This is a genomic window from Gilliamella sp. Occ4-3 (assembly GCF_001690675.1).
In the GTDB taxonomy this organism is placed as follows: Bacteria; Pseudomonadota; Gammaproteobacteria; order Enterobacterales; family Orbaceae; genus Gilliamella; species Gilliamella bombi.
The window spans coordinates 1-18,166 of the sequence record NZ_LZHR01000027.1 but is presented as its reverse complement, the minus strand read 5'-3'; the positions used below and the strand labels follow the sequence as shown (position 1 = coordinate 18,166).

The 18,166-nt window shown below is 34.9% G+C and carries 18 protein-coding genes, 1 rRNA gene and 1 pseudogene; 7 read left to right on the top strand and 13 right to left on the bottom strand.

Annotated elements, in window-relative coordinates:
• Positions 1-49 precede the first annotated feature (49 nt).
• Positions 50-1,015 carry an IS30 family transposase gene (locus A9G44_RS03330; protein WP_065609189.1) on the bottom strand — a complete coding sequence of 322 codons (966 nt, stop codon included), beginning with the start codon at positions 1,013-1,015 and terminating at the stop codon, positions 50-52.
• Positions 1,016-1,501: 486 nt separating this feature from the next.
• On the opposite strand from A9G44_RS03330, the gene A9G44_RS03325 reads away from it, so the two are divergent.
• A complete protein-coding gene (locus A9G44_RS03325) occupies positions 1,502-2,191 on the top strand; it encodes an aspartate/glutamate racemase family protein (RefSeq protein ID WP_065609188.1) in 690 nt (229 codons plus the stop codon).
• Positions 2,192-2,195: 4 nt separating this feature from the next.
• Here A9G44_RS03325 and A9G44_RS03320 read toward each other — a convergent pair whose 3' ends face one another.
• The 5 genes from A9G44_RS03320 to rlmE form a co-directional block, all read right to left on the bottom strand.
• Positions 2,196-2,405: a helix-turn-helix domain-containing protein gene (locus A9G44_RS03320; protein WP_034910784.1), complete on the bottom strand. Its 210-nt coding sequence runs from the start codon at positions 2,403-2,405 to the stop codon at positions 2,196-2,198.
• Between the two features lie 12 nt (positions 2,406-2,417).
• Positions 2,418-2,990: a DUF2975 domain-containing protein gene (locus A9G44_RS03315; protein WP_065609187.1), complete on the bottom strand. Its 573-nt coding sequence runs from the start codon at positions 2,988-2,990 to the stop codon at positions 2,418-2,420.
• 244 nt (positions 2,991-3,234) lie between these two features.
• The gene (gene folP / locus A9G44_RS03310) at positions 3,235-4,077 is read right to left on the bottom strand and encodes a dihydropteroate synthase (RefSeq protein WP_065609190.1); all 843 of its coding nucleotides are present in this window, start codon (positions 4,075-4,077) and stop codon (positions 3,235-3,237) included.
• A gap of 185 nt (positions 4,078-4,262) precedes the next feature.
• The gene (gene ftsH, locus A9G44_RS03305) at positions 4,263-6,128 is read right to left on the bottom strand and encodes an ATP-dependent zinc metalloprotease FtsH (RefSeq protein ID WP_065609186.1); all 1,866 of its coding nucleotides are present in this window, start codon (positions 6,126-6,128) and stop codon (positions 4,263-4,265) included.
• Positions 6,129-6,204: 76 nt separating this feature from the next.
• The gene (gene rlmE / locus A9G44_RS03300) at positions 6,205-6,831 is read right to left on the bottom strand and encodes a 23S rRNA (uridine(2552)-2'-O)-methyltransferase RlmE (RefSeq protein WP_065574973.1); all 627 of its coding nucleotides are present in this window, start codon (positions 6,829-6,831) and stop codon (positions 6,205-6,207) included.
• Between the two features lie 97 nt (positions 6,832-6,928).
• Here rlmE and yhbY point away from each other — a divergent pair, with 97 nt between their 5' ends.
• Positions 6,929-7,222 carry a ribosome assembly RNA-binding protein YhbY gene (yhbY, locus tag A9G44_RS03295; RefSeq protein ID WP_034910776.1) on the top strand — a complete coding sequence of 98 codons (294 nt, stop codon included), beginning with the start codon at positions 6,929-6,931 and terminating at the stop codon, positions 7,220-7,222.
• Positions 7,223-7,284: 62 nt separating this feature from the next.
• Here the strand turns inward: yhbY and greA are convergent, their stop codons facing one another.
• Positions 7,285-7,761, bottom strand: a complete 477-nt coding sequence (greA, locus tag A9G44_RS03290; protein WP_034910774.1) for a transcription elongation factor GreA — start codon at positions 7,759-7,761, stop codon at positions 7,285-7,287.
• A gap of 304 nt (positions 7,762-8,065) precedes the next feature.
• Between greA and A9G44_RS03285 the strand changes: the two genes are divergently transcribed.
• The 3 genes from A9G44_RS03285 to hslO all read left to right on the top strand — a co-directional run bounded on the left by A9G44_RS03285 (position 8,066) and on the right by hslO (position 10,972).
• Complete coding sequence (locus tag A9G44_RS03285; protein ID WP_143426293.1) at positions 8,066-9,610, top strand: hypothetical protein; 1,545 nt, start codon at positions 8,066-8,068, stop codon at positions 9,608-9,610.
• A gap of 101 nt (positions 9,611-9,711) precedes the next feature.
• A complete protein-coding gene (gene hslR / locus A9G44_RS03280; RefSeq protein WP_218837514.1) occupies positions 9,712-10,107 on the top strand; it encodes a ribosome-associated heat shock protein Hsp15 in 396 nt (131 codons plus the stop codon).
• Positions 10,100-10,972: an Hsp33 family molecular chaperone HslO gene (gene hslO / locus A9G44_RS03275; protein WP_034910878.1), complete on the top strand. Its 873-nt coding sequence runs from the start codon at positions 10,100-10,102 to the stop codon at positions 10,970-10,972. The genes hslR and hslO overlap by 8 nt, the downstream gene beginning before the upstream one ends.
• Before the next feature lie 221 nt (positions 10,973-11,193).
• On the opposite strand, the gene tsaA is transcribed toward hslO, so the two are convergent.
• The 4 genes from tsaA to metN all read right to left on the bottom strand — a co-directional run bounded on the left by tsaA (position 11,194) and on the right by metN (position 14,747).
• Entirely contained in the window at positions 11,194-11,907 is a 714-nt protein-coding gene (gene tsaA / locus A9G44_RS03270; RefSeq protein WP_065609183.1) for a tRNA (N6-threonylcarbamoyladenosine(37)-N6)-methyltransferase TrmO, read from the bottom strand.
• Positions 11,908-12,029: 122 nt separating this feature from the next.
• Positions 12,030-12,929 (bottom strand): methionine ABC transporter substrate-binding lipoprotein MetQ, encoded by a 900-nt coding sequence (gene metQ / locus A9G44_RS03265; protein ID WP_065609182.1) that lies wholly within the window; start codon positions 12,927-12,929, stop codon positions 12,030-12,032.
• Between the two features lie 14 nt (positions 12,930-12,943).
• On the bottom strand, positions 12,944-13,615 hold the full coding sequence (locus tag A9G44_RS03260) for a methionine ABC transporter permease (protein WP_065560125.1): 672 nt from the start codon (positions 13,613-13,615) through the stop codon (positions 12,944-12,946).
• Positions 13,616-13,715: 100 nt separating this feature from the next.
• Positions 13,716-14,747: a methionine ABC transporter ATP-binding protein MetN gene (metN, locus tag A9G44_RS03255; RefSeq protein ID WP_065609181.1), complete on the bottom strand. Its 1,032-nt coding sequence runs from the start codon at positions 14,745-14,747 to the stop codon at positions 13,716-13,718.
• Between the two features lie 126 nt (positions 14,748-14,873).
• On the opposite strand from metN, the gene gmhB reads away from it, so the two are divergent.
• Entirely contained in the window at positions 14,874-15,410 is a 537-nt protein-coding gene (gene gmhB / locus A9G44_RS03250; protein ID WP_065609180.1) for a D-glycero-beta-D-manno-heptose 1,7-bisphosphate 7-phosphatase, read from the top strand.
• A 225-nt stretch (positions 15,411-15,635) separates the two neighbouring features.
• Here the strand turns inward: gmhB and A9G44_RS13025 are convergent.
• A pseudogene (locus A9G44_RS13025) lies at positions 15,636-15,854 on the bottom strand (DUF4184 family protein); the annotation flags it as partial.
• A gap of 88 nt (positions 15,855-15,942) precedes the next feature.
• Positions 15,943-16,167: a DUF4184 family protein gene (locus A9G44_RS03245; RefSeq protein WP_065609179.1), complete on the bottom strand. Its 225-nt coding sequence runs from the start codon at positions 16,165-16,167 to the stop codon at positions 15,943-15,945.
• A gap of 528 nt (positions 16,168-16,695) precedes the next feature.
• On the opposite strand from A9G44_RS03245, the gene A9G44_RS03240 reads away from it, so the two are divergent.
• Positions 16,696-18,166 (top strand): 16S ribosomal RNA (locus A9G44_RS03240); the annotation flags it as partial.

Here is an 18,166-nt window from a genome sequence, read left to right as displayed (position 1 = left end):
AGTCCTTTTTATGTAGTTGACATTAATATAAAAAAAAGAATTTTCTTGCCTAGATTACACCATGAAGTGCAATTCTTCTTAACTCCTTAGAATAAAAATCGGCAGGGCTTTTAAACTTATGCCGTTTTCTTGGGCGTGTGTTCAATAGATATTGTATTTTCTTTATCTGTTTGTCGTCAACTAATGAAATGGCCGCTGACTTAGGTATAAACTGACGTATTAAGCCATTGGTGTTTTCATTTGTGCCTCTTTGCCAGCTTTTATAAGGCTCCGCAAAGTACACGGTAGTATTTAAATAATGCTCAATAGCATGATGATAATTAAATTCGGTTCCATTATCAAAGGTGATGCTTTTAACCATTTTTTTAAACGGCGTTAGCAATTTTATTATCATATCTCTCGTTTCGGAGGCGGTACGTTGATTGAGGCGCCCAATTAATACTAGCCCTGTTTTTCGTTCAACTAATGTCACCAATGCTTGCTTGTCTTTACGGCTAATAATCGTATCTCCCTCCCAATGTCCTCGCGTTTTCCGGCTTTCTACATAACTTGGACGTTGTTTAATTGACCGTTTATATCGGCGGTCTCCTTCTTTAATACTCGGTGCCTTACAATGCCTATAGGCTTTGCCTTTTCGCCTTAGATAAGGTTTGAATTGTTCATAGCGCGCTTTATTTTGATAAAGATAGTTATAGATTGATTGGACGCTGACTTTCTTTAAACGTGCTGCAATCTGCTCTGGGCTGTAATAAAGCATGAGGTATTTTTCAACTTGACGCCATACCGAAGACTCTATTTCCTTACCATTACCGCTGTTTTTTCGCCTTTTCCTAGCTAGGGTTACCGCATCATGTGCTTGATAGGCTTGATTAGGTTTTGAGTTTCTTTTTATCTCTCGACTTATTGTCGAAGGATGTCTATTGAGTAGCTGGGCTATCTCTTTTTTATTCTTTCCGGCTTGTAATAATACGAAAATCTGGTATCTTTCCTTCCTAGAAAGGTGATTATAATACATAGCAATCTCCAAACTGTGGTGGTACGAAGGTGCTAGTATAAATCACCTTTCTACTTTCTTCACTCCACCGTGTTTAAAATTGCACTTCATGTTTGAATCCAGGTTGCTCAAGAATATAAATAGTTGCTATTGTAGCTATTATCGCGATTAAAGTCATAGCAGGTTACTTAAGTTAGGTATTGGTGGATGTGTTTATGCTACCAACCGTACTTTTTATTCCTTAAACTGTTTTATATTGAACAATATTTCTTTATTTTGTTAATAAAATTTTTTTCTAAAGATAAAATTTAGTAGATGTTTTTGCTTGCTAAGTAAAAACACAATACCTTCATAGCGATAATTAACCATTGATTGCTTAAACAAGTACTAATTAAATTCCACCTAACTCTACCACAATTGAAATAACTTTACACATTCTACAATATAGTTAAGAATAAAATTATTTTAATATCAAAAATCATAAACTTTCTATAAGGAATTTTTAGAATGAAAACAATTGGTTTAATCGGGGGTATGAGTTGGGAAAGTACAACAACTTATTATCAAGTTATTAATCAAACTATTGCTAAATCATTAGGAGGCCTGCATTCAGCAAAAACGATTTTATATAGCGTTGATTTTCAAGAAATTGAAAGTTGCCAAGCTAATAATGAGTGGAACAAAAGCGCAGAAATTTTAATTGATGCGGCTAAAAGAGTTGAATTAGCTGGTGCAGATTTTATTGTTATTTGTACCAATACTATGCATAAAGTTGCAGATCAAATCCAAAAAGCAATTAATATTCCGATTATTCATATTGCCGATGTGACAGCTAAACATTTACTCGCACAAAATATTAAATCGGTCGCTTTGTTAGGTACTAAATATACAATGGAGCAGGACTTTTATAAATCTAAACTGATCGATAAAAATTTAAATGTGTTTATTCCAGAGGTTCAAGATAGAAATATCATTAATGAGATCATTTATGATGAACTTTGCAAAGGTATTATTCAACTTGGTTCTAAGCAAGCCTATCTTAATATTGTTGATAAACTCATTAAAAATGGCGCAGAAGGTGTTATTTTAGGCTGTACGGAAATTGGGTTATTAATCTCTCAATCCGATCGTAATATACCTTTTTTTGATACAGCCTTAATTCACGCGCAAGAGGCAGCATTACTTGCAATAAGTTAATAAGTTATTCTTCGTTGGTATATTCTAGTATATCACCTGGTTGGCAATCTAGATGTTTGCAGATTGCTTCGAGTGTTGCTAGTCTAAATCCTTTTACTTTACCTTGCTTAAGTAATGATAAATTTTGTTCTGTAATACCAACTGCTACCGCTAGATCTTTTGATTTAACTTTACGTTTAGCAAGCATTACGTCTAAATTTATTATAATTGGCACATATGACTCCTTTTAAATAAATTGTTTATTTTCTTCAGCTAGTTGGCAGGCCTTTTTTAGTATTTGACCAATGAGCATAATACTAATCGCAAGAAATAACGTTATAATTTCATCACTAGAAAAAGAAATAGAAAAGTAACGTGCTGATTCCTCTTGATTATAAGTTAAGATCGTTGTTAATAACGGTTCAGATAAAAAACTTATAACCACCCAACAAACAAGCAATTTGCCAAAGATGTAACAATGGTTGGCTGATTTTACTGAGAAATATTCGGATTGACTGTAATTGATAAACAGTAGTCTAAGTTGATAAAACGCATAAACTAAAAGAAGTATTAATGAAGTATCCATTAATGTTGCAATAGCCGCTTGCCATCCAGATAAAGATACAGGATCAACATTCTCCCACCCACCAGAGGAGAAAATAAACCCTACAAGTCCAATATCTTGCCTATCAAAAAAATAATATAAGAATGGAGATATTGCGCCAATTAACAAAATTAGAATTGGAATTAATGTTAGTAATGCCATAATTCGACAATATTGATTCAATCGAGAATGTGTTTTAGTCGTATCTGTGTTCATTTTTAAATCCTTTCGTTTTATAAAAAGTGAACACAGTATAGCATTGGGAAATTAATTAAACAATAAAAAATTAAAGTAAAACGATAATTTTTTATTTTATTATTTTTAATTATAAAAACTAAATATTAAATAAAATTACTTTATAATCATTTGATTTCACTAAAAAATAATTAGATATAAATTAATTAAAATCAATGTTATATATGAAAAAGTTTGTTCGAAAAAATACAACGATTTTACAATCTCAAAAGGAATCTTGTTCTGCAAGGGTTGCTTGTACAATCCTTAGTGCATTGAAAGTTTCCTTTACATCGTGTACGCGAATAATTTTTGCTCCTTTCATTGCCGCAATTACTGCACATGTAATACTACCGAGTGTACGTTCTTGCGGTGGTACATTTAATACTTGTCCTATCATGGATTTTCGGGACATGCCTACTAATAAAGGAAGGTTTAAGTGGTGAAACCGTTCAAGTGTTGCTAATAGCCGGTAATTGTGCATTAGTGTTTTACCAAATCCAAAACCAGGGTCGAGTATGATTTTTTGACGGTCAATACCCTCATTTATGCAGCGTTGGATCTGTTTTGTAAAAAAATTATCAACTTCTTGATAGATATCTAGCTCATAGTATGGCGCATTTTGCATAGTTTTAGGGTCTCCTTGCATATGCATAATGCAAACAGGCAATCCTGTTTGTGCAGCTGCTTCAACCGCACCTGGTTCTGTTAAAGCTCTAATATCATTAATTAGATGGGCCCCTGCTTTGGCCGATTCGGTCATGACTTGTGGTTTTGATGTATCAACCGAAATCCAAACATCAAAATAATGGGCAATTTTTTCAACTAATGGAATAACACGGTTAAGCTCTTCATCGACAGACACTTCAGTTGCACCAGGGCGTGTTGATTCGCCGCCGACATCAATAAATGTTGCACCAGCTTGGATCATACTGTCAACTCGACGCATAGCATCATCAAGGTTGTTATAATTACCACCGTCAGAAAATGAATCTGGCGTCATATTAACGATGCCCATCACTTGTGGAAATGAAAGATCTATCACATGATTTTGAAAATGTATTTCCATGATTAAAAGCCCTATTTGATTAAAATTAGTGATGCAGTTGTTTAAATGATCTTCAAAATTATTAAGCATAATTAAAGTGAAATTTTCAATATAATCGTTGCTTTATTCCTGCAATTTATTGATAAGCTATTTTTAGTTTACCGATAAAAAACGCGCCGTAAGCGCGTTATATATTATTAAAGAAATTAACTTTTTGATTGTAGTGGTGTATCACTACCTCCATTTGCTGCTTTTTCATCGCTTTCCGTCCAATCATCAGGTGGTGTGACCGGTTGACGATTCATAAGTTCATCAATTTGTTGTTTATTGATTGTTTCATATTTTAGCAGTGCATCTTTCATGGCGTGAAGAATATCAATATTTTCAGTTAGGATCGTTTTTGCACGTTGATAGTTACGTTGAATAATAGCGTCAACTTCTTCATCAATAATTTGAGCTGTACTATCTGAGATTTTTTTCAAAGGCCCATAAGATGATTCTTCGTACTCAAATAATACAGGTGGTAAACGTTCTGAGAATCCCCATTGGGTTACCATTGCTCGAGCAACATTAGATGCATATTGAATATCACTTGATGCCCCCGACGTAATTTTATCTTCACCAAAGACTAATCCTTCAGCAATTCGGCCTGCATAAGCGGTAGAAATTTTTGATTCTAATTGAGTTCGGCTTTGGCTAATTTGGTCACCTTCAGGTAAAAAGAATGCTACACCTAATGCGCGCCCACGAGGGATAATAGTTACTTTATGAAGTGGATCATGATCTGGCACAAGATAGCCAACAATCGCATGTCCAGCTTCGTGATAAGCAGTATTAGTTAATTGTTCTTTCGTCATAGATAATGAACGGCGTTGAGTTCCCATATTGATTTTGTCTTTGGCTTCCTCAAATTCTTCCATGGTAACTACTCGTTTGTTTCGACGTGCAGCAAATAAAGCTGCTTCGTTAACTAAATTAGCAAGTTCTGCACCAGAGTAATTTGGTGTGCCACGAGCTAATACCGATAAGTTGACATCAGAACCTAACGGAACTTTGCGTACATGAACGGCAAGAATTTGTTCACGGCCTTTCATGTCTGGTAAACCAATTTGCACTTGGCGGTCAAAACGTCCAGGACGGAGTAACGCCGAATCTAAAATATCAACTCGGTTAGTTGCCGCGATGATAATAATGCCGCTATTAGCCTCAAACCCATCCATTTCAACCAACATTTGGTTTAATGTTTGTTCTCGTTCATCATGACCGCCCATTGAGCCAGCACCACGCTTGCGTCCGACGGCATCAATTTCGTCAATAAAGATAATACAAGGTGCGTGTTTACGTGCTTGTTCAAAGAGATCTCGCACTCGCGAAGCCCCCACTCCCACAAACATCTCAACAAAGTCAGAACCTGAAATGCTAAAAAAAGGCACATTGGCTTCACCTGCAATAGCTCTTGCTAGTAAAGTTTTACCTGTTCCAGGAGGTCCTACCATTAAAATCCCTTTTGGTATGCGTCCTCCCAATTTTTGATATTTGCCTGGATCGCGTAAAAAGTCGACAACTTCGGTGACTTCTTGTTTTGCTTCTTCACTTCCGGCAACATCGGTAAATTTTGTTTTGACTTGGTCTGGCGTTAGCATTTTTGCTTTACTTTTACCAACTGACATTGGTCCACCTTTACCACCACCTTGCATTTGACGCATCATAAAGAGCCAAAAACCAATAAGCAAAATCATCGGAAACCAAGAGATAAGAATGCTGGTGATTAAGTTTGGTCTTTCATCAGGTTTACCATAAACAGGTACTTTATTGGCCAATAAATCATCCATTAATTTTCCATCAAGGTAAGGGATATATGTAGTGTAATTGCCTTTATTTTTAGTTGTGGCAACAATTTCTCGTCCGTTAATATGCACTTCTTGGAGATTACCAGCTGCGATATCGGAATTAAATTGGGTATAATTGACTTGAGGTCCACTATTAGATATTGCGCTGAATTGGCTAAATCCAACAATCAATGCTACAGCGATAATTCCCCAGATCAGTAAATTCTTTATCATGTCGTTCAAAAGAAAAACCTCTCATAAAAATTAACAGTTACGACTAAATTTAACAAAGTATGGTACTACAAAATTATACAACTGGCTACTTCATACCCATTGCAACAATATAAACTTCTCGAGATCGTGTTCGTGAGGCTTCAGGCTTACGAATTTTGACCGTTTTAAACATTGAACGGACTTGCTTTAGGTACTCTTCAAATCCTTCACCCTGAAACACTTTAACAATAAAATTACCATTAAGAGCAAGCACGTCTTTACACATGTCTAACGCTAGTTCAACTAAATACATTGCTCTTGGTATATCAACTGCGGGTTGCCCACTCATATTTGGTGCCATGTCTGACATGACTACTTGGACTTTTTCTTTGCCAACCCGTTCAAGTAACGCTTTTAAAACTGCTTCATCCCGAAAATCGCCTTGAAGAAAGTCAACGCCAACAATGGGATCCATGGGAAGTAAGTCACAGGCAATAATACGCCCTTTATTGCCGATAAGCGATGCGACATATTGTGACCAACCGCCTGGGGCTGCACCTAAATCAACAACCGTTATTCCCGGCTTAAATAATTTGTCACTTTTTTGAATTTCTTCAAGTTTGAACCAAGCTCTAGATCGGAGCCCTTTTTTGTGTGCTTGTTGTACAAAGCGATCATTAAAATGCTCATTGAGCCAACGTGTTGAACTTGCTGAGCGTTTTTTATTACTCACAACTAATAAATTCCTTAATGTAAAAGGTCACTTCATTGATTACAAACATATATAAGGGTAGAATAGCAAAATTACAACTTAATGTGATAAAAATTTAATGAATTTATCAAATAAACAAAAACAGTATTTAAAAAGTGAAGCTCATCATTTAAAACCTATAGTGATGATTGGGGCTAATGGATTTACCGAGGGTGTACTTGCCGAGATTGACAATGCTTTAAATTTCCATGAGTTGATTAAAATTAAGGTTTCTGCTGAAGATCGTGAAACAAAAAGACTTATTTGTGATGCAATTGTACGCGAAACAAAAGCGTTAGCAGTGCAATTGGTTGGTTCTAATTTCACTATTTTTAGACCAAGCGAAGATAAGAAAATTTCCCTACCTAAATAAATGTAACAGGGCTTAGCCCTGTTACATTTATCATCTGCTTTTGTAAGTGGTTTATTTAATAATTAGATATATTCAACTTTAACAATATCAAATTCTACATCACCCCCTGGGGTTTTAATTTGTACTGTATCACCATCTTCTTTGCCAATTAACCCTCTGGCAATAGGTGAGTTGACTGAAATTAGATTTTGTCTGTAGTCAGCTTCATCATCACCGACTATGCGATATGTTGTCTCTTCGTCCGTTTCAATATTTATTACTGTTACTGTAGCGCCAAAAATAATACGACCAGTATTTTTTACTTTGGTAATATCAATAATTTGAGCTTGTGATAATTTACCTTCGATTTCTTGAATACGACCCTCACAAAAACCTTGCTGTTCTCTTGCTGCATGGTATTCAGCGTTTTCCTTTAAATCGCCATGAGCTCTTGCCTCTGCTATTGCTGCCGTTATTTGTGGTCTTTTAACATTTTTTAGCTCTTCTAATTCGGCTCGTAATAGTTCAGCTCCCTTTACTGTCATTGGGATTTGTTTCATCTAGGTATCTCCCGTTTTTACTTATTTTAGTAAATAAAAATAATTATCCCTTATCTTAATCAAAAGAAAGAGAAAGTTAATTGTTTTTTGTTTATTTAAAAACGTTAAAGTGAATATTTATATATTAACTGTAAAGTTAGTTTAATAACAAATCATTTATACTGAAAATGAGATGATATTTTTATAAAAATCGGTTATCGTAATATAACTATTTAGTAGTTCATTATAATAATTACATTTATTTATGCGGCAATTCCGATTTTATATAATCATTTCTCTGTCCATCGTTTGGTTTTTTTTATTGTTGTCTTATTTTATTTTACAAACTTCGTTTGGAGCAAAAATAGTTAGTTATCAGTTATCTAAATTAAGTTCATATACAATCTCAATCGGCAGTGTTCATCACTCTTTTTCAAATTTTTATGAATTGGTTTTTGATGATGTTGTTGTCAATGATAATAATCAAGAGATTGTTAATGTTCCTAAATTAGTTGTAGGGTTGGATAAAAGTAATTTATGGCAATTAAGCCATTTTAATTATGTTACTGTCATTAATGGTACTATTAATAATACTCAATTCAAGCATTACGCTTTTTCAACAAACACACTAAAATTTGTTAATTCAACCGTTAATATTTTTGCTAATAATGGAAAAGACAAACTTTCTTTCTTCAAAATCAATGGAGGGATTCAACCTTTTTTTTCATCAGGGGTAGATAAATATCGATTTGATTTTTCCTCACAAGAAACTTTAGTGAATGAAATGCCAATAAAGTCCTTGCTCATTCAAGGGTTTTATCGAGATGGTATTACAACCATTACTAATTTAGGTGGAAATATTAATGAAGGATTTTTTGTCAGTAAATTAAAAATACAGGCCGACAATATTTTAGATATCGAACAATTAAAGTTGCATAATATACATTTTCAATCAACTGATGATGATTTTTTTGATAGATATTCTCATGTCCTTCCAAAGTTAATAATCAAACAATTATCGATACAGGAAAGTAGTATTCAGTTGCCTAGTTTTTTAATGGAAAAAGGCAATATTGAAGCGACGAATCTTCGTTATGATGGGCAATGGCATTTCGAACAGGGCTCCTTTATTTTTACTGCCGAGGAACTAGTTTGGCATAATCAGTTATTTTCGTCGGTATTAGCACAATTATCATTTCAAAACCAAGAAGCGACAATTCAAAAAGTACTAGCAAAATGGAATAAAGGTAGTATAAATTTTTCTGGTAAGTGGAAAGATAATATCTTACATTTAGAGCAATTAACTTTAGCAGATATTTTTTATGAGATTCCTGAAAATCTGGAACAGATTTTGTTACCTAAAATTTTTAGAAATATTAAGCTTGATAAGCTGACTATTTTTCAAAGTTTGATAATTAGAAAACAGAACGATTTTCCTTTTAGTCTATATAATTTTCAAGCTTCAGGTAAAGATATTACTTTAGCAAAAGCGCAAAAATTAGGGGTATTTTCAGGAACTGTCTTTTTTAAATCTGAAAAAGCTTCGTTAAATCGGATTGATATTCGTTATCCAGATCTTGTTCTCAAATTTGATTCTGATAACCATCCTTTATTAACTTTTAGTTCTTCAGTTAATGGGGGAATAATTGAGTCAAGAGTAACAGTTGATTTATCACAAAATGAACCGTTATCTTTGCAATTTGATGCTTATGGAGTAACAAGCTCACTACTAGAAAATTGGAAATTGATAAAACAACCACCAAATGCTATGAATTATTCAGCTAATTTACATGGTAAATTACAACCATTTAATTTCTCAGGTAAATTATCGGCAAATGGAAATGATTATATCATTAATCTTGCGCATTGATTTTTACAAGAGCATCCTTATATAACATCGTTAAGATGTTTAAGTTATTATGTTCATTTGAGCTTAAAAAACTCAATAATAAGTAATATGAGGTAGTAATAGTGCTTATAAGATTAGATAAATGGCTTTGGGCGGCAAGATTTTATAAGTCTCGATCGTTAGCACGAGAAATGATTGACGGTGGTAAAGTGCATTATAATGGTCAACGTACCAAACCAAGTAAGCTTGTTGAAGTCGGTGCAATCTTAACGCTTCGTCAAGGCTCTGATCAAAAAACAGTTCGCGTTTTAGCCATTAGTGAACAACGAAGAACGGCTATTGAAGCCCAACAGCTTTATCAAGAAACTCCTGATAGCATTACAAAACGAGAAAAAATAGCACAAGCGCGTAAACTTAATGCATTGACAATGCCGCATCCAGATAGACGGCCTGATAAAAAGGAACGGCGTAATTTGATTAAATTTAAATATGATAGGCAACAAGATGGTAATGATTAATATGGATACTTTAAATCGTTTTTTGTTTGATAATCACCCTATTCGTGGTGAAATTACTCGTCTGGAACAGACATATCAAGCGATTTTAGATAATCATACTTATCCAATAGCAGTACAAAAATTGCTTGGTGAATTATTGGTTGTAACTAGTTTATTAACAGCAACACTAAAATTTGAAGGCGATATTGCTGTTCAGTTACAAGGTGATGGAGCGTTATCTTTAGCGGTTGTTAATGGTAATGATCAACAGCAGCTACGCGGTATAGCTCGGGTTAGTGGTGAAATCGCTGATAATGCAACACTTAAAGAGATGGTGGGTAATGGCTATGTCGTTATTACTATCACCCCTAAAAATGGTGAACGTTATCAAGGTATCGTTGGGCTGGAAAAAGATACACTTATTGGTTGTATCGAAAATTATTTTATGCAATCAGAACAGCTCCCAACTCGTCTATTTGTAAAAACAGGTGTACATGATAATAAACCAATAGCAGCAGGTATTTTATTGCAAGTTTTACCTGCTAATGAAAATACAGTTGAATCATTTGAACATCTTAGCGCTTTAACTGAGACAATCACTAGTGATGAGTTATTTCAACTTTTTACTGATGAGATTTTATATCGTTTATATAATCAAGAAGAAGTACGTCTTTTTGAAACGCATGATATTACTTTTAAGTGTGGATGTTCACGTCAACGTTGTGAAGATAGTTTAATGACTTTACCAGCTAATGAGATTGATGAAATCCTAAAGGAAAACGAGGGGAAGATTGATATCCATTGTGATTATTGTGGAAAGCATTATCTGTTTGATGCAATTGATATTGCTGAAATTAGAAGTAAAAGTAACCTAAATTATCATTGATCTTAATAGAAAAATACCACTAAGGTTATTAACACCTTAGTGGTAAAGTGAAATATAGGGAATTAAACCCGTGTTCAATTTAACAGAATAGAAAAAAGATACCAACCTATTTTATCGATTTTATATAAAAATTTTGTAAAGTAAATTTACAAAGCTATTTTACATTGAAATTAATAAAAAATTTTTTAGCCTTAACTTTTTAAAATTCATAAAAATTATTTTTATTTACTTCCTACATAAATATCTTCAACAATGGCGTGTTGATTTACGATTCTCCATTTAATATTAAAATGGTAAAGTGCAAGTCCGTATGCTTGTTCATTAATGTTTTTTTGTTTATAGGCTGGTCTTGGATCTTGGGATATTACTTGTGTAATTAATTCGGCGAGTTGAGGATAACTTTGTTTTTGTAAATCCAAAGATAATCGTGCTTTTTGTGAGAACTCTACTGTTATTTTTTTTTCAGGAGTAGATTGTGCGTATCCTGCAAGTGCTTCTGAGTGGCTATCGGAATAAGGGAGATAAGGCTTGATATCAATAATTGGTGTGCCATCGACTAAGTCGAGACTTCCTAATTTTAAGACTACTTGCTTATTTTCTATGATGATATCTTTTAACTCTACTGCTGAAAGCCCAATATGATTAGGTCTAAATGGCGATCGTGTAGCAAACACTCCCATTGTTTTATTTCCACCTAAACGAGGAGGGCGAACGGTTAATCTCCATTTTTCAGGAGCAACATGGTGAAATAGGAATAATAACCATAAATGTGAAAATTGTTCTAATCCTTTTACACTGATAGGGTCATTATAAGGTGCTAATAAATAAAGTTCCCCTTGTCCTGCACTAACTAGATTGGGTTGTCTTGGTACAGCAAATTTTTCACTATACGGTGAGCGGATAATGCCGATTGGTTCAATTTGATATGTCATTATTGGTCGATAATTTTATTTATGAGTAGCAGTTTTGTTAAGTCATTTTATTATTATCTCTATTTCCGCCGATCGATACAAAGATCGGCGGATTTAATATTAGTCTAATATTTATTTATAAATTGTTACCAACCGCGAATAGCTCCACCATTAAAAATTTGGTCAGCTTTTTGTGCAACAGCTTCGGTTTGGTATGCTTTAACAAAATTTTTCACATTTTCATTATCTTTATCCACTTCACGCGAAACAATAATGTTAACATATGGTGATTCTTTATCCTCAACAAAAATACCATCTTTACTTGGTGTTAAGTTTGCTTGTCCTGCAAATGCGTTATTGATGATTGCAAGATCAACTTGGGCATCATCCAATGAACGAGGTAACATTGGGGCTTCGAGTTCTAAAATATTGTAGTTATAAGGGTTACTGGTAATATCAAGTACAGTTGGTAGTAAACCTTTAGACTTATCAACCGTAATCATCCCTTCATGTTGTAATAATAGTAGTGCTCGTCCTAAGTTTGTAGGATCGCTAGGAATAGCAATCGTTGAGTTAGCAGGAATGAAATATGCTTCACCGCGTGGTGAAGTGACTTTTACCCCTTCGCCTATTTGTATTGATTCATCAATTGGTTTTAGTTTATGAGAATAGCTTGCAATAGGATAAACAAATGAATTACCTACTACAGCTAATTTATAGCCACGTTCTTTTATTTGTTCATCTAAAAAAGGCTTATGCTGGAAAGCATTAACATCAATTAAACCATCGTTTAATGCTTGGTTTGGAATAACATAATCGCTGAAAATTATGAGCTCAACATCCAGATTATAAAGTTCTTTAGCTTGTTGTTTAGCAACTTCGGCTACTTCTTCTTCAGGACCAGAGATTACTCCAACTTTGAGTGTACTAAGTGTAGGTTCAGCTAAATTTTTATTTGTTACTCCTGACTGTTTATTATTATCACAACCAGTTAAAAAAAACGCACTCACCAATGTGGTGATTAATGCTAGTTTTTTAATCGACATAATTTTCTCCAAATTTATTGATGAGATACACGTTTAACAATTTTATTGCCAATAAATTGAATAATAAAGACAATAATAACTAATATAATTAAAATGATATTCATCATATCATAATTATGACCTTCATACCCATATCGTTTTGCAAGATCGCCTAGTCCTCCAGCACCAACAACTCCAGCCATCGCAATATAACCAGTTAGTGTGATTAACGAGATCGTCATACTATTGACGATTACAGGCAAGGATTCAGGTAATAAAACTTTGTATATAATCTGCATAGGTGTTGCTCCCATAGAACGAGCTGCCTCAATTAATCCCTTTGGAAGATCGAGTAATGCATTTTCAATCATTTGGGCAATTAAAGGAGCAACACCTATGCTTAGGGGGACAATAGCTCCTTCTCTACCTAAATAAGTTCCTTTACCTGTAATAAATTCCATTATATTCATTGTAAACGGCTGAATCCAAACAATTAATATAATAAAAGGGATTGAACGAAATACATTTGTTACAAAAGAAAGGATATTATGTATAGTACTATTTCCAAGTATATTACCTTTTCGAGTTATATATAACATTACACCTAATGGTAAACCCATCAATATTCCATAAAAACCGGACAAGAAAATCATATAAATAGTATCATCAGTGGCTTCAGCTATTTTGAATAACACTGGTCCAGTAATCCCTTTAAATGATGAACAAAAAGCAACAAAATCGTTCCAAAAATTATATTGAGCTAAGTATCGAAATAATGCTTCGAAAGGTTTAAATGAAGGAATAAAATCAAACATAGCCGAGCACCTCTACTTTAGTATTATTTTTTTCTAAGAATTGAATTGCTGATGCCATACTTTTTTGTTTCCCTTTCATTTCCGCTAACATTAAGCCAAATTTGGCTCCTCCGGCATAATCCATTTGTGCACTGATAATGTTGCTATCAATTTCGAATTCTTTAGCAATTTGTGATAATAATGGTAAATCAACGGAGACTCCTGTAAATTCTAAACGTAATAACGGATTGAGTCCTTCTTTGTGTTCAGATGATAGCCTTATTAAATAATCATCTGGAATATTAAGATGTAAGGTTGATTGAATAAATTGTCGAGCAATATCTGTTTTAGCATGAGAAAACATTTCGCCAACTGATGACTGTTCAACTAGTTTGCCGTCACTTATAACAGCTACTTGGTCACAAATCTGTTTTACTACATCCATTTCGTGAGTGATTAATAAAATAGTAAGTCCTAATTTTTGATTAATATCTTTCAATAATTTCAAAATAGAACGGGTTGTTTCGGGATCAAGTGCGCTAGTTGCTTCGTCGCATAAGAGCACTTTGGGATCGCTAGCTAAAGCTCTTGCAATAGCAACACGTTGTTTTTGTCCACCAGATAAATTAGTTGGATAAACATTCGCTTTTTCTGTCAATCCAACTAATTCCATAAGCTCATTTACTTTTTGCTTAATTGCTATTTTAGGCGTTTTATTTAGTTCAAGAGGGAAAGCGATATTATCAAATACAGTACGTGAAGAAAGTAGATTGAAATGTTGAAAAATCATACTAATTTTTCGGCGTATTTCAATTAATTTTCTATTAGATAGATTAGTGATCTCTTGATTATCAAAGAATATCTTCCCACTAGTCGGCTTTTCTAGTAGGTTAATGCAGCGAATAAGTGTGCTTTTCCCTGCCCCTGATTTGCCAATAACACCGTAAATTTTCCCTTGGGGAACTTGGATATTAATGTCTTTTAAAGCATAAATAGGGGTTTTATTATGCTCAAATGTTTTCGAAATATGTTGTAGTTGTATCATAATATATAAAAACAAAAGATGAATAAATGAATAAATGAATATTAAGACGTCTAGACATCTAAGTCAATCAATAATATGCTATATGAATTAGAGTAATATCTAAAATTAAAAGGAAAAAAAGTAAATATGAAGCCAGCAATTTTTTTAGATCGAGATGGTACTATTAATATAGATTATAATTATGTACATACAATTGATAAGTTCCACTTTATTGACGGTGTTATTGAGGCAATGCAAGAGCTCAAGAAAATGGGTTTTTTATTAGTCATTACAACCAATCAATCGGGGATTGCTAGAAATATATTTACTGAAGAACAATTTCATACTTTGACTGAATGGATGGATTGGTCTTTACAAGATCGTGGTGTTGATTTAGATGGTGTCTATTATTGCCCTCACGACCCGTTAGTGGATACTTGTGAATGTCGTAAGCCAAATCCAGGGATGATTCAAACAGCAGCTAAAGAACTAAAAATTGATATTGCTAATTCTTATATGGTTGGAGATAGAGTGTCTGACTTATTGTCGGGTAAAAAAGCTGGCGTTAAAAAAACTGTGCTAGTAAAAACGGGCGATACTATAACTGAAGAAGCATTAGAACAAGCTGATTGGGTTATTGATAGTTTGGCTGATCTACCAAAAAAAATAAAAAACCAATCTTGATTGTTGTTTTAACTAATACAGTGTTTATATTAAACGCTGTATTAAAGTTATACTTTTAAGTATCAGTGGAATAATGGTTAATCCAATAAAACAGGCACTAATAAAAGTAACAACAGTTATACCTAGCTGATTTGTAGAAAAAATAGTTGCCAAATATAAAAATAAGCAAAGTAATAAGTGTTACTAAGCTCCAGTATGAAAAACCAATTTTATTCTGTTTAGATGTTACAATCGGTAAATAATAAATAGTCCCACAAAACTCATACCAATTAATGAACTACCATGTTGTAATAATTTATAAATTGGAATTTTCATTTTCCCTATATTAACAGTATGTTGTAATAAACTAAAAAGTTGAACAGAACAACCTGACGGATGAGTAAAAGAGTTCCACCCAATATGAGAAATTATGCCAATAATTGCCGATGTTAAAACACTTAACCAATGCTGACAACAATATTTATTCTAGTTGAAAGTTAAATAATTAGCAAATCGCTCATAAAAGAAATTAGGTAAATTTTTAATTAAAACATTATCGAATGATAAAATGAAAAATATAAGCAATAACTAAAGTCATTGGTAAATCAAATAGAAAAATACCAGCTAGACTATGACTTAAAGCACTTTTTACCTCCATTATTAAGAAGTACTCAAAATCAAGAGCCATACTATCAATAATCAAAGCCGTCATAGAAAATAGATGAGGTTTCTTATATAAAGGTAATATGATAGCTGGATGAGCGAATGTAAAAGGCACTTTTTATTCTAACTTAATAAAGAGTGTTTAATTTAAAGCTATTTTGTTTGTTATAAGAAATATAATCGACCTACCAAAGATATTAAATATTAGAATTTGGTTTTACAACAATTCAACTTAGTTTGTTTTTAGCTCGTCTTGAGCAAAAAAAATGCAAACAAGAAAAAATGCGTAATGATCTCTTGTATAATTTTTTTAAGTCTCTATAATGCGCACCCACTGACACGCAGTCAGCGACAAGCAGACGGAAAGTTAGTGATTAAGTGAGATCAAAAATTTTAAAAAAAGATCTTGACGAATAAAAAAGGTTAGCGTAGTATACGCAACCCTTGAGACAGCGAGATAAATCAACAAAAGGTTGATAAGGAACATAAGCTGTCAGCTCTTTAAAAATAAGAAACAGACAATCTGTGTGGGCACTTGCGAGACGAAAGATTAAAGTCTACGGACTAAAAAAATTAAGTCTTGATAAGTGACACTGAAGATTCATTTGAATATGTCAGAGACAGTTATTGAGCATCAAACTTTAAATTGAAGAGTTTGATCATGGCTCAGATTGAACGCTGGCGGCAGGCTTAACACATGCAAGTCGAACGGTAACATGAGTGCTTGCACTTGATGACGAGTGGCGGACGGGTGAGTAAGGTATGGGGATCTGCCGAATGGAGGGGGACAACAGTTGGAAACGACTGCTAATACCGCATAAAGTTGAGAGACCAAAGCATGGGACCTACGGGCCATGCGCCATTTGATGAACCCATATGGGATTAGCTAGTTGGTGTGGTAAAGGCTCACCAAGGCGACGATCTCTAGCTGGTCTGAGAGGATGACCAGCCACACTGGAACTGAGACACGGTCCAGACTCCTACGGGAGGCAGCAGTGGGGAATATTGCACAATGGGGGGAACCCTGATGCAGCCATGCCGCGTGTATGAAGAAGGCCTTCGGGTTGTAAAGTACTTTCGGTGATGAGGAAGGTGATGAATCTAATAGGTTTATTAATTGACGTTAATCACAGAAGAAGCACCGGCTAACTCCGTGCCAGCAGCCGCGGTAATACGGAGGGTGCGAGCGTTAATCGGAATGACTGGGCGTAAAGGGCATGTAGGCGGATAATTAAGTTAGGTGTGAAAGCCCTGGGCTCAACCTAGGAATTGCACTTAAAACTGGTTAACTAGAGTATTGTAGAGGAAGGTAGAATTCCACGTGTAGCGGTGAAATGCGTAGAGATGTGGAGGAATACCGGTGGCGAAGGCGGCCTTCTGGACAGATACTGACGCTGAGATGCGAAAGCGTGGGGAGCAAACAGGATTAGATACCCTGGTAGTCCACGCTGTAAACGATGTCGATTTGGAGTTTGTTGCCTAGAGTGATGGGCTCCGAAGCTAACGCGATAAATCGACCGCCTGGGGAGTACGGCCGCAAGGTTAAAACTCAAATGAATTGACGGGGGCCCGCACAAGCGGTGGAGCATGTGGTTTAATTCGATGCAACGCGAAGAACCTTACCTGGTCTTGACATCCACAGAATCTTGTAGAGATACGAGAGTGCCTTCGGGAACTGTGAGACAGGTGCTGCATGGCTGTCGTCAGCTCGTGTTGTGAAATGTTGGGTTAAGTCCCGCAACGAGCGCAACCCTTATCCTTTGTTGCCATCGATTAGGTCGGGAACTCAAAGGAGACTGCCGTTGATAAAGCGGAGGAAGGTGGGGACGACGTCAAGTCATCATGGCCCTTACGACCAGGGCTACACACGTGCTACAATGGCGTATACAAAGGGAGGCGACCTCGCGAGAGTAAGCGGACCTCACAAAGTACGTCTAAGTCCGGATTGGAGTCTGCAACTCGACTCCATGAAGTCGGAATCGCTAGTAATCGTGAATCAGAATGTCACGGTGAATACGTTCCCGGGCCTTGTACACACCGCCCGTCACACCATGGGAGTGGGTTGCACCAGAAGTAGATAGCTTAACCTTCGGGAGGGCGTTTACCACGGTGTG